General features: G+C 34.3%; 12 protein-coding genes and 1 pseudogene. 4 read left to right on the plus strand and 9 right to left on the minus strand.

Going from position 1 to position 12076, the window contains the following annotated elements; genetic code table 11:
• Positions 1 to 10: 10 nt before the first annotated feature.
• Positions 11 to 994, minus strand: coding sequence for a tRNA dihydrouridine synthase (locus M3175_RS18790; RefSeq protein ID WP_251522416.1), 984 nt, complete (start codon positions 992 to 994; stop codon positions 11 to 13).
• Positions 995 to 1368: 374 nt separating this feature from the next.
• Positions 1369 to 1863 carry a DinB family protein gene (locus M3175_RS18795; RefSeq protein WP_251522417.1) on the minus strand — a complete coding sequence of 165 codons (495 nt, stop codon included), beginning with the start codon at positions 1861 to 1863 and terminating at the stop codon, positions 1369 to 1371.
• Between the two features lie 160 nt (positions 1864 to 2023).
• Between M3175_RS18795 and M3175_RS18800 the strand changes: the two are divergent.
• Positions 2024 to 2194 (plus strand): annotated as a pseudogene (locus M3175_RS18800) (helix-turn-helix domain-containing protein); the annotation flags it as partial.
• 79 nt (positions 2195 to 2273) lie between these two features.
• Here M3175_RS18800 and M3175_RS24985 read toward each other — a convergent pair.
• The 4 genes from M3175_RS24985 to ltrA form a co-directional block, all read right to left on the minus strand.
• Positions 2274 to 2408 (minus strand): hypothetical protein, encoded by a 135-nt coding sequence (locus M3175_RS24985; RefSeq protein WP_285852349.1) that lies wholly within the window; start codon positions 2406 to 2408, stop codon positions 2274 to 2276.
• 122 nt (positions 2409 to 2530) lie between these two features.
• On the minus strand, positions 2531 to 3004 hold the full coding sequence (locus tag M3175_RS18805) for a GNAT family N-acetyltransferase (protein WP_251522419.1): 474 nt from the start codon (positions 3002 to 3004) through the stop codon (positions 2531 to 2533).
• A gap of 167 nt (positions 3005 to 3171) precedes the next feature.
• On the minus strand, positions 3172 to 3681 hold the full coding sequence (locus tag M3175_RS18810) for a hypothetical protein (RefSeq protein WP_251522421.1): 510 nt from the start codon (positions 3679 to 3681) through the stop codon (positions 3172 to 3174).
• 572 nt (positions 3682 to 4253) lie between these two features.
• Entirely contained in the window at positions 4254 to 6065 is a 1812-nt protein-coding gene (gene ltrA / locus M3175_RS18815) for a group II intron reverse transcriptase/maturase (protein WP_503328612.1), read from the minus strand.
• Between the two features lie 801 nt (positions 6066 to 6866).
• On the opposite strand from ltrA, the gene M3175_RS18820 reads away from it, so the two are divergent.
• The 3 genes from M3175_RS18820 to M3175_RS18830 all read left to right on the plus strand — a co-directional run bounded on the left by M3175_RS18820 (position 6867) and on the right by M3175_RS18830 (position 8826).
• Positions 6867 to 7103 (plus strand): hypothetical protein, encoded by a 237-nt coding sequence (locus M3175_RS18820; RefSeq protein ID WP_251522423.1) that lies wholly within the window; start codon positions 6867 to 6869, stop codon positions 7101 to 7103.
• Positions 7104 to 7459: 356 nt separating this feature from the next.
• The gene (locus M3175_RS18825) at positions 7460 to 8464 is read left to right on the plus strand and encodes a DUF3231 family protein (RefSeq protein WP_251522425.1); all 1005 of its coding nucleotides are present in this window, start codon (positions 7460 to 7462) and stop codon (positions 8462 to 8464) included.
• Positions 8465 to 8475: 11 nt separating this feature from the next.
• Positions 8476 to 8826 carry a hypothetical protein gene (locus M3175_RS18830; protein WP_251522427.1) on the plus strand — a complete coding sequence of 117 codons (351 nt, stop codon included), beginning with the start codon at positions 8476 to 8478 and terminating at the stop codon, positions 8824 to 8826.
• Positions 8827 to 9411: 585 nt separating this feature from the next.
• On the opposite strand, the gene M3175_RS18835 is transcribed toward M3175_RS18830, so the two are convergent.
• The 3 genes from M3175_RS18835 to M3175_RS18845 all read right to left on the minus strand — a co-directional run bounded on the left by M3175_RS18835 (position 9412) and on the right by M3175_RS18845 (position 12071).
• Positions 9412 to 10050, minus strand: a complete 639-nt coding sequence (locus M3175_RS18835; RefSeq protein ID WP_251522429.1) for an NAD(P)-dependent oxidoreductase — start codon at positions 10048 to 10050, stop codon at positions 9412 to 9414.
• A gap of 351 nt (positions 10051 to 10401) precedes the next feature.
• Positions 10402 to 11034 (minus strand): type 1 glutamine amidotransferase family protein, encoded by a 633-nt coding sequence (locus M3175_RS18840; RefSeq protein WP_251522431.1) that lies wholly within the window; start codon positions 11032 to 11034, stop codon positions 10402 to 10404.
• A 74-nt stretch (positions 11035 to 11108) separates the two neighbouring features.
• Positions 11109 to 12071, minus strand: coding sequence for a helix-turn-helix transcriptional regulator (locus M3175_RS18845; RefSeq protein WP_251522433.1), 963 nt, complete (start codon positions 12069 to 12071; stop codon positions 11109 to 11111).
• Positions 12072 to 12076: the final 5 nt, after the last annotated feature.

Genomic DNA, 12076 nt, shown 5'->3' on the forward strand with positions numbered 1-12076 from the left:
TTTTCTACCATCAATATTCTTTTTCAAAGTTATCAAGCAATGCACGCACTTCATCAGTTGATTTCGTGTTCATCAACTGATTTCTTAATTCACCAGCTCCACGGAATCCTTTGACGTAAATTTTGAAAAAGCGATGAAGCCCTGTGATTGAACGTGGCACTAATTCAGCATATTGATCTTGAAGATCAAGCTGCAGTCTTAAAAGATCTAGGTATTCTTTACTGCTATGCTCTTTTGGCTCTTTTTCAAAAGCAAAAGGATTTTTAAAAATCCCTCGTCCGATCATAATGCCATCAATACCATATTGTTCAGCAAGCTGGAGGCCCATTTGACGGTCAAGAATATCTCCATTGATCGTTAGTAGCGTATTTGGTGCAATACGATCACGTAATTTTTTGATTTCCGGAATGAGCTCCCAATGTGCATCCACTTGGCTCATTTCCTTTCTTGTACGTAAGTGAATAGAAAGATTCGCAATATCCTGTTTCAAAATATGGGTGAGCCACTCCTCCCACTCCTCAACCTTCTTATCGCCAAGTCGTGTTTTCACACTAACAGGCAGTCCGCCCGCTTTTGCAGCTTGTATTAGTTCTGCCGCCACGTCTGGACGCAGAATCAGACCACTACCTTTCCCTCTCGATGCCACATTCGGTACAGGGCAGCCCATATTAATATCAATGCCTTTAAACCCAAGCTCTGCCATGCCAATACTCATTTGACGGAAATATTCGGGATTATCTCCCCAAATATGTGCCACCATTGGCTGTTCATCTTCTGTAAAAGTCAAACGGCCACGCACACTTTTCATGCCCTCTGGATGACAATAGCTATCCGAGTTGGTAAACTCTGTGAAAAATACATCCGGTCGACCGGCTGCACTTACTACGTGACGAAACACAACATCTGTCACATCTTCCATCGGTGCAAGCACAAAAAATGGTCGTGGTAATTCACGCCAAAAATTATCTATCATTTCAAACTCAAATCCTCTCACTATAAATACATCATTAAACGCTCGTTTAAAAAATATTAAGCCAAATGTTCCGCTTCTTTTACACTTATATCATGCTTCATAACTTTTGATCAAACACAAGTATATTTGGACATTTGTCATTTGTGAAAATCGACCATGTTTATTTTAACGAAAATCGGTCCTGAATGGTATTTTTATATACAAAAAAGCAGCTGGTATAGTTTTCTATATCAACTGCTTTTCTGTTATATCAACTTTTCAAGCTTGCGACCGCTTCACCGTTTCCAGAGTGTATGTGGATGTTGGTGGGTTAACACAGTGTGTGTACTTCTTCTATATAATCTTTATCTATGAAATCTAACCTTTAGTTCAAGAAGGCACTTGTGCACTTTTATTTATTCATCTTCTCCTGCATCTATTTTCCAGCTATTTTGCATCTTCCGAATATAAATAATCTGACCAATGTGATATGCGTTATGAGTTGACACATTTCCGAGTACTGCCCACCATTTCACATGTTCCGGAAAACCATTAACTTCACTCTCAACTTTTTCTTCAGATAACAACTCTTGCCAACGTAAAAGCACCTCTAATAGTTGTTTTTTCAAATCAGCAAATGTATGATTTTCAGGAATTATAAAGCTTTTATTATTATTTCCTATGGAAGACACAGCATCAACGTGAGATTTTTGGTACCTTGTTTGCCATGTTTGATTCCAATATAGTAGATGCTGCACAATTTCAGCAATACTATTACTTTCTTCGTTTGGCTTCCAAAATGCTTGTTCCTCAGACAATCTTTCTACTGAATCTGAAAATGGTATGTACCAACTAGGGTCATTCGCATTTGCCAACAATTGATCTGATAAAACATCTTTTGCATGAACCATAACTAACACTCCTAATATTAACAAACTAGTTTTATAAATCTCTATACAATGTCATCTTATTATATTCTCCATTGTATATTAATTGTCCTGTTCTTATTGCTAACCTGCACTTGCATTGGGGTCCCCCCGTGCTACTTATTACCGCTGGAAGAATAGAGGAGTGCGTAAACCAAGTGAGTTAGAGCTGCAAATCAAAGAAATTTGTGAAAGGCATAAGTTCCGTATTGGTTATCGTACGGTAAGAGCTTGGCTTAAAAGAGATTATAATATGAAGGTTAATCGTAATACTGTACAAAAGATTATGCAGAAATACAATTGGCAATGTAGAGTTAAACCAAAGAGAAAAGGTGTTTTTTCTGTTGTCTCAAACCTGTGGGTCAGTTCATTTAGTCTTCCTATGTTTTTTCTTATTATTTATCTGTTTGTTCTTGCTTCTTTTTCAAATACTCCGCACGTATTTTTTCAAGTTGCTGCTTTTTATCAAATTTGGCAGGCTTGTGTTTTTCATGATACTTTGTCACAGCTACCTTACCTTTGGTATCCAATTGATATTTCCCCACTACGTTCACCTACTTCCTTATTGAATTATACTGCTTCCTTAGTTTAATATCTGAAAAAGCATCCTCTTCTATAGAGATGCCCCCGTACTATCTATAATAAATCCTTTTTAAACTAATTTCTTTTTAAACAAAATTCTATCTTTATTTGGACCGTCGTAATCCTTATGAATAGAAATTCCTTCTACTATTAAATCTCCCGGTTCAACATCAAATCCCATTTTAGTATGATAAGCAATAGAAACTTTATTAACAGGAGAAGTTACACAACGAACCACGCCTACACCTTTTTGTTTTACAGTATTAAAAAATTCATTATAAAGTTGTTTTCCAATCTTAAGATTTCTATATTCTGGATGTACTCCAACAAAATGAATATATGCAACTTCCGAATTGGTTTGAGATAAAAACCCAATTAGAAACCCAATTATTTGTTCATCTTTTTCTACTATAAAACTTGTATCTTGGAAATAGTCAAAAAAAAGCTTTGGTAACATATCAGCCATTTGTCTGCCACCCCACCAAGCGTTTAATAGCGGTGAGATTACGTAATAATCTGAACTTTTTACTGAACGAATCTTCATGTTATCCCCTTACCCCTAGTTTTTTTAGCACCCTTTTAATATTAACATAATCTGGATTTCCTTATTAAATAAACCTGCAACGTTTATACAATAAGGAAAAAGATCGCCGTAGCAATCCCCTATTTGTAACTCTAGCCCTCTAATGTTTATTTACAATTCTTTAAGCTTCATTTAATGTTTTTAACGACTTCTAAATCAGGTGGAAGTTCTTTAATTTTATTTTCGTCGAAGGCTGATTTCAGTTTTTTTGGGTTTTTCATATAGTGGTATTCAATTTTCAGCTCCTTAGGTATAGTGGTAGAGGCAATTCCATCTTTTAGAAAAATATAAAAATAAACAATACCGCCGGGGCTAGAAAACTTTCCACAAATCATATAAGATTCGATGTCTTCCCAGCCAATCTCAACGTTTTTTTTATCTTTCCCAACGATGATACCTGTTTCATTCACAGTTATAAGTAATGTTGGATTTATGAATTGTTTAAACGAATAAACAATAAAATATAAGAAAAACATCTCAAATAATGAGAAAATAAGCAGCCCTAGCAAATTAAGCCCATTAAACTCTTTTCCTAAAATAATATAAATCAATACCCCTGTCATAAGGAGCAATGGAACAAGAACAATCAAATTTACAAACATATAAATTCTTGAGTTATAAAACTTTTTATCTCCCAACTAATCACTTCCTTTTTTTAAAAAATACGAAACACTATGTAAGAAAGTTTCAAACTTTACCTTTTAGCTAACCCCCCTAAAAATAGGCATCAATCCTTCTTGGATCAATGCCCCCGTTTCTTTAAGTACATTTCTCACAATTTAAATAATAACCCACCCTTACTGGTGTATTTTAATTCAGTGAAAATTCTTGAAACCCCTTCCGTTTTCATTCGTAAATAACTGAAAAGGAGCGAGAACAATCATTAAAAATAAAAATTGGACTGTGCTATTTATTTTACTCTCAACATCCTTCTTCTTAGGTGGGGTATCATTAAGACCGCTATTTGAATATTCACCAATCTTTGGTTCAGCTCTAGGTTTTCTATTTTTAGTAATAGCATTATGTTTTTCATTAAAAAGGTACCAACAATAGTAAGTTTAACTTGATACAGATAGGTAAGGGTTTGAAGTTATCGCTCCCTTTTCCCCCTGTTCACACCGTACATGCGACTTTCACCGCATACGGCGTTCCAACTAAACCAATTTATTCTTTCTATGTATTAAAGCAGACGAGTGCTGTTTTTCCAGTTTTAGATAATTTCATTTTGACATTTTAATCGTAGTTTATTTACTTTTTCTTTCTGCTTATTATTAAGCTTTAAAGATTGTAAAAGATTATCTATTTTTACTTTGTCTTTTAGATGTATCAACTGATGAATTGCTTTATGAACAATAATCAAATTTGAATATTTATCATCTTTCGACAGGTAATAGGGGTTTATATGATGACATTGCCATTCATGAAGCCCTAACTCCTTACCTAAAATGGCACACTTTCCATATTGGGCAATAAACTTACTAATCCTGTTGTCATTATACTCAATTGATCTGTTTGGAATGTAGTTTCTCATGATGTAAGAAAGCATTGTTTTATCAATAGCTTTTAGACTATTGTGTATTTTAGCTCTACCTTCGGCAGTAAAGTTACAAATTGTTTGTGAGAAACACAGTGGAGTTTTCCACCGTTGGGCATGTATAGGGACAAATACCATTTGTTTTATCTTAAATAGTCTTGCCTTATAGCCCTTGTATCTTTTCTGTAAGGTTTTAGTCATATCATGAAAACTTGCCTCGGTTCTAAGATTCTTTAATTGATTATATAACGATTTTCGCAGATGAGCGTTTAACTCATTCAGATTGATAGTAATGTTAGTGGCGAAAGAGTAATAGTTTTGGATTCCCATGACGACAGTATTGAAATTCCAAACAGTTTGAATGCAAGGCTTTCTTTTGACTACTTTTATAGCTTCCTTAATCTTTTGGAAGGCATTTTCTTTAGCCTTCCTCGACATATCGGACCTTGCTACATAACCAAATCTTGTTTTTCCTTTCCTAACAGCCTTTATTGAGAATCCAAGAAACTCGGAAGAGTTTTTCTTTAAATTTTTTACCCTCGATTTCTCTTCGCTTGTTTCCAAATGAAGTCTTTTTCTCAATAAATCTCTCAATGCATAGTTCATTTTAATTGCCTGTGACCTAGTTCTGCACATTACCTTAAAATCGTCCGCATAACGGACGATGAAGCACTCTTTTAAAGCCGTTTTCTTTAAATGCTGATATTTACTTCCATTTGTTGAGTAAGTATATCTGCTTTCAAACGTTTCCCATTGGTTACTTATCCACCAATCCAATTCATTCAATACAATATTTGAAAGTAAAGGTGAAAGGATTCCTCCTTGCGGAGTACCTTTTGTAGGAATACCTTCTCCTTCAATCTCTGCTTTTAATAGCTTAGATATAATAGAAAGAAGTGATTTATCCCTTATTCCTAATGACCACATTTGTTTAAGAAGTTTGCCATGATTCACATTATCAAAGAAACCTTTAATATCCACATCAACACAATGATGGAGCCCAGTTTGATTGATAAGGAATTCCAGTCTAGCTTTAGCGTGATGAGTGCTGCGGTTCGGCCTAAATCCGTAACTATGTTTATGGAATTTGGCTTCACAAATTGGCTCTAAGATTTGAAGTATGCATTGTTGAAAGATTCTATCCCAAATCGTCGGAATTCCCAAAGGTCTGGTTTTCCCTTTTCCTTTTGGGATGAAGACACGCCTTACTGCTTGTGGTTCATACCTTTTGAACATGGATTGAACCTTTGCGATTACATCTTCAACTGTTAAATGTAAGATATCGTTAATAGTTAATTTATCTGTTCCCGCAGTTTTGCTACCTGTGTTTCTTTTGATGTTTCGGTAGGCAAGTCGTATATTATCTTTAGAACACATTAATTCTGTTAAGTCATAGAAATGATGACCACTGACACTTTGAGCGTATAGTGAATCCAAACAATCTTGCATACTATAATACTCACTGTGCCTCAGTTTCTTCCGTTTCAATAAGTTGGTTACCCCTTTCGGAGTTAAACCTCTATTAGTCTCACGAGAACCTTATTAATCGATAAAGAACTGCCTTACTTGGTTGAATAAATCTTTATTAGTCTAGTGGCTATCCCTCCATGTGGATTAGACATTTCATTGGTACTGTGCCACCACTTTCACTGATATAAAGGTAAGTTATACAACAACTAATCTCATTGTTGTTTTCCCTCCCGACGATTCATTGGAAGTAAGTCCTCCACGTTATCAGCTTACAACGTTGAATTATATCTATTATGGAATGAACTTAGGTGCTTCCTCTGAGCCTGTTAACATTCATACGCCTAAAACGTATCATGGATTTTCATATTAGTTATTTTTACTCATCCACATCTAACATCACAATTTGGTGATATACACATTTCTATGTATTGCAGGTATAGACCCGTACATTCAGAAGTTTGTCAGCTTAACCTTTTATTGTAGGTTTCTTCGCATACTCACCATATTCAATCAACTCAAGCATCATGATTTACACCACCCCCTCGGGTAGGCTTTCGACAGCTATATTACGCTGATACGGTAAATTCTTACGCCTTTTCACCGAGCTCTTAACACTATTATTCTTACTAATTCAAGTGCTAATCGGCTAAGAGAGAACCCTTCCGAGCGTTACCTCATCATTTGATTCTTCGATATAATCCTTCAGTTCCAAAAGGAACTGCCTAACCTTTACCAGAGAGATGTAACCATCCTCCATTTAAGCTAGGAACATTTCGCACAACTACCCTGCCACGTTAATCTGGTAATGAGGTGATTATCATGAACAGAACATTCCAGTTAGTTCAAAAAGTTACAGGGTTTGTTTTACTAATACTAATTATCTTCTCTTTACTAATGGGGAAATTTAGTGTCGGTTTAATCTTTTGTTATATAGGTATCTCTATTTATAATGGGATACGTGCATTTGAATACTTAAATGCAAACCAGTTAAAAAAAGCACTTCTTTACTCAATTCTTTCGATTGGATTCTTCTTAATTTTTATATTTAGTCTTTAAATAGTTCTAATAGCTTTGTGAACAATAAGCATGAACACAATAAATGAAGTATTTCATCTTCTACAAAACTTCTCCGTTTGTTATAGAAGGATGTTTACAAAGGGTCATTAGTGTAATATAAGTTTCACGTAGTACTTAAACGAAATGAAAAACGCCTCAACCCAATGATATCAATAGGTTGAGGCGTTTCTATTATATCAACAAGCAGTGTAAAATTTGCAACGTGCTTAAGGGCTTTCGGTAGATAGCCACCCAAACTCATCATATATGAATTCTTAAACGATAAATAATTTTTTACATTATTAGGAAAGATAAATATTAGGATTACTTTTCAATTAAAGGAGGAAGAATCCCTTATGCATAGTGACAATAACATTAAACTAACGTCTGCTGAAATTTCACAGTTATGGTCTGCTTACATGAGTGATAGCCTGGCAATTTGTGTACTTAAATACTTTCTAGAAAAAGCAGAGGACCCTGAGATTCGTCCTGTAGTTGAATATGCACTGAAGTTAGCACAAGCACACATAGAAAAACTTACACTAATCTTTAACGATGAGAAATTTCCCATTCCATACGGATTTAATGAAGAAGATGTTGACCTTACAGCTCCAAGATTATTTTCGGATGCTTACTTTCTTTATTATCTTCAACAATGGAGTTCATTAGGGTTAATTTCTTATAGTCTAGCGTTGAGTTTAGCATCACGTACTGATGTGTTTGATTATTTTTCCGAATGTACTGAGGATTCGAAGAAACTCCTCAAAAAAACAAGAAATATTTTACTAACTAAAGGTCTCTACATACGCGCACCATATGTCACGACACCTGAAAAAGTCGATTTTATTCAAAAGCAAAACTTTTTAACAGGTTGGTTTGGAGAACGTAGAGCACTTACTACGTTAGAAGTATCGAATCTTCATGCTAATCTACAAAGAAATGTCTTAGCTAAGACTACATTCATTGGCTTCAGTCAAGTGGCAAAATCAAAAGAAGTGGCTCGCTTTATTACAAGAGGAAAAGAAATTGCATCAAAGCATATTGAAATTTATAGTTCGATTTTAATTGAAAATGACATTCCTGCTTCAGTATCTTGGGATAACCAAGTTTTAAACTCAACCGTTTCCCCTTTTTCCGATAAACTAATGTTATTCCATGTAAATGCACTAGCCGTAGGCGCTATTGGATATTATGGAACAAGTTTGTCAACTAGTTCCAGACGTGATTTATCTACACATTACCTCCGAATTTTAGGTGAAGTCCTAAAATATATCGAAGACGCTGCAAATATAATGATTGAAAATGGATGGATGGAACAACCACCTAAAGTAATGGACCATGATAAATTAGCTAATAATTAGAAGGAATTATAATGACGAAAAAAGACCAACTTGAAAATGTCCTTTGGAGCATTGCATTAACAGGACTCCCCCAAATCTTAAACGGAAAGTACCTCAAAGGATCACTTTTCATTTCTATAGGATTTTTGATTAACATACAATCAAAATTTAACGAAATAATCCTGTTAAGCTTTTATGGTGATATTCAATCAGCTATTGATACAACGAATTATCAATGGCTGATGTTTTATCCCTGTCTATATATGTTTGCGATGTGGGATGCTTATAAAAGCGCTGGCGGTGGAAAAGAACCCTTTTCGTATTTGGATTTGGTTGCCATTAGTATTTTTATTTATAGGCTTAAGCATAGGTATACTATGTAAAACCATTCTTCAAAAAACCATCAAATTTCATAAAATCTAATGGTTTTAATGAAGAAAAAGTCCCTTTGGTAGTTCTTTTAATAACGCAGCCCTTCTTCAACTATCCTGCCCCTATAGTGAAATAAAAGAGCATCCCCACTGCTGACCTTCAGTAAACGACAGGCTTACATAAATTACTACTTTGCGGAAAAAATATAGTATAATATTTAAAACATAAAAAAATAATATGGTTATCTAATTAGTCTTTTTCTAATTCTTGGAAAAAGGTGACATAATCCTTATTACGATAACCTGACTAGTTAGCACATATAGGAGAATTTCAAGTTAAGGCGATGGCTCATTTTTGGTCCCTTGATGAAAAACCATTTTCCATACACCCTCAGTAAGCTCCCATATAGAACTAGGTAAGGAATGCTGGTTAGTATTTACATTGAACATACGGTATGTAGCTAACACAATATCATCTGATTAAATACTCCAATTCCTATAAAGCTAACCTGCAACTTTTGTTCATTAAGATCCCGACACCAAGAACGGTAGCGGGATCTTAAACTTGCACCCATTAGTTGAAGAGGACAATTAATATTAATTTGAGATAAAAGGTGCTTTTTGTATATACTTTAGATTTTCAATTTGGTTAATGATAAAGGTCGCTATATCTCGATTAGTTATTTTAGTACCTGGCATATCAGTAAGATTTTCTTTTATAAACACTTTTTCTGTGCCATCAACTATAAATGGAAGCCTAATTAGAGTCCATTTAATTTGTTTATTACGGTTAAGAATATTCCATTCTCTTTTCTTATCTATCATCATATTAGAGTAGATGATTTCAAACATCTTTGCCCCAACTCTATTTAAGAAGCTCTTTTTATCCCCCTTAATAGTTAGAGAACCACCCGTAACACCAATATAACGATCAATTTGTATATCAGCCATTACCTCAAGTATTTTTTCAGTTACACTGCTATAAATTGGTTTCTCTTTGAGTGGCTGACCAAAAGTATTAATAACTACTTGACAATCTTTTAGTAGTTTTTTAATATCCTCTAAATTTTGTACATTCCCTTCTACTATCTCAATCCTAGCGTCTCTGAAAGTTAACTTTTCTGGGTCTCTAACAAGCATACGAACTTGATACCCATTCTCTAACGCTCTAGAAGCAATATGACGCCCCACTTTCCCCGTCCCACCGATTATAGCTATCTTATAAGAATTAGCCATTATACACCTCCAAATAAACATAATATATGAATACGGTGAAATGCCCTTTTCGTTTCATAGTATTTCGTTATTTAGCTAACCTACACCTTTACTATATAAGAAAAAGAGACCTCCCTTATGGAAGAATCGGCCCCATTAATTTAAGTGCATTTGTTCACAAACTTCTTTCGGGAATGTTGCACGTATCTTCAATAAGGGGTAGTGTCAGGAAAATGCGGATTTACAACGCTAAGAAAATTCTAAATTAAAAAGCCCAACTTCTCTGCAAAACAAAATTGAGAAAGTGAGCTTTTCAGTTACTTCATTATTTTTATTTGAACTAATATAAAACTTCTAAGTTGATTTTTTAGCTCAGCTATTTATTGAATTCATTAACCGGAAGTAGTATTCAGGTTTTTGAGTCTTATTTAGGTTATACCAGGAATGTAATGTATCTGGTGCAAATACATCTAATTTTTTCAGAACTTCCATCGCAAATTCCAGAGGAGCTATTCCTGATGCAGTAACTAAATTCGCATCAGATATCGCTGATCCAACCTCATAGAACTTTTCTCCTTTATAGTTAGGACATACCATTTTAGTGTATTCTAAATTATTACTTGTATGCTTTCTAGTATCTAAGTATCCCATATTCGCAAGGGCCTCAGTTGCACCACAAATTGCAGCAACAATAGTGCCAAGCTTTAAAACTTGGCCAATTCTTTCCAAGATAGGTTGATGAATTTCTTCACTCCAAGTAGTCCCTCCTGGTAAAATTAAAAGATCTTTACTCTCAAGAGTACATTCATCAAGGGAAATATCTGGTTTTATGCTCAGTCCTCCCATAGTAGTAATCATTTCTTTATTAGCTCCTACTGTAATTAACTTTAAAGGTGCTAAATCTTTTTTGAAATATCTTCCTGAGTTTAGTTCAGCAATTAAATATCCATATTCCCAGTCCGACATTGTATCAAATACATATAGAAAAACTTTTTTTGTTTGCATCCAATAACACTCCAATCACAATTAATATAGCTATTATAATAAAACTTCCCTGACAGTTAACGTCAGGGAAGTTATCATACTTGATGAAATTTAATTAATTCCGACAGAACTTCAATAAGTCTTTTCTTAAGACTTATTGGCTCAATAACTTTAATAGATTTATTGTACGGTAAAAGTAAATAAGGTACATATGTATGTATCATATCTTTTTCAAGAAGAAAAACTGCTTGATTTGAAGTCCGTTCTTGTAAATAATGTCCTAAAAACCAATGTTGGCAAATATCAGCCAATACACTTTTATCCCCATTAATAACCAAAGAAATAATCCCTTTCTTATCTTCTATAGTTGGAAGAAGACTTTTTATAAAAAAGTCACGTGCTGAAAAATTTTCTGGCCTGTTAAACTTATTTTCGGTTAGCATTAGACTTTCAATTCGATCTACTCTAAAACTACGGATATCATTCCTAAGATGACAAAATCCAATCACATACCACTTATTATTCCAATAGATAATTCTGTACGGATCGACCAATCTATAATTTAATTGCTTTGCGCCACTTTTATGGTAAAGAATTTTTACTGAGTACCCGTCAGCTACGGCCTGCTCCAACTCCTTCAAAAAAGGTTCCATAGAAAGTGAACTTAATCGGCTTATTACTTCAAGACTAGTAAAATGTTGGTTTATCTTTGTTTCCTGCTCTTGATTTGAGTATTTACTTAGTTTTGAAATGGCCCTATTTAGTGCTTCACCTCCATAATATCCGGCTTCTTCTGCAAAAACAGCAGCGTGAAATAGTGAGGTTTGCTCCTCAAAATCAAAAAAAAGAGGAGCCTCAATAAAATTGTTCAATAAAGTGTATCCACCGTTATGTCCTGGTTCTGAAATTATAGGTACGCCACTTGTTGAAATTGTATCAATATAACGATATACAGTCCTTATATTCATCTCTAACTTTTCTGAAATTTGTTTTGCTGTAATTTTTTCACCTGAACGAAGCATCCATAGAATCGCTAACATATTGTCAATTTTAGGCATATAAT

Origin of the sequence: Robertmurraya korlensis, from assembly GCF_023715225.1 — a bacterium.
GTDB lineage: Bacteria > Bacillota > Bacilli > Bacillales > Cytobacillaceae > Robertmurraya_A.

Excerpts from the sequence above, each read along its gene's own strand:
- M3175_RS18795 (WP_251522417.1), bottom strand. The coding sequence starts at position 1,863 with ATGGTTCATGCAAAAGATGTTTTATCAGATCAATTGTTGGCAAATGCG.
- M3175_RS18805 (WP_251522419.1), bottom strand. The coding sequence starts at position 3,004 with ATGAAGATTCGTTCAGTAAAAAGTTCAGATTATTACGTAATCTCACCG.
- M3175_RS18820 (WP_251522423.1), top strand. The coding sequence starts at position 6,867 with ATGAACAGAACATTCCAGTTAGTTCAAAAAGTTACAGGGTTTGTTTTA.
- M3175_RS18825 (WP_251522425.1), top strand. The coding sequence starts at position 7,460 with ATGCATAGTGACAATAACATTAAACTAACGTCTGCTGAAATTTCACAG.
- M3175_RS18830 (WP_251522427.1), top strand. The coding sequence starts at position 8,476 with ATGACGAAAAAAGACCAACTTGAAAATGTCCTTTGGAGCATTGCATTA.
- M3175_RS18835 (WP_251522429.1), bottom strand. The coding sequence starts at position 10,050 with ATGGCTAATTCTTATAAGATAGCTATAATCGGTGGGACGGGGAAAGTG.
- M3175_RS18840 (WP_251522431.1), bottom strand. The coding sequence starts at position 11,034 with ATGCAAACAAAAAAAGTTTTTCTATATGTATTTGATACAATGTCGGAC.
- M3175_RS18845 (WP_251522433.1), bottom strand. The coding sequence starts at position 12,071 with ATGCCTAAAATTGACAATATGTTAGCGATTCTATGGATGCTTCGTTCA.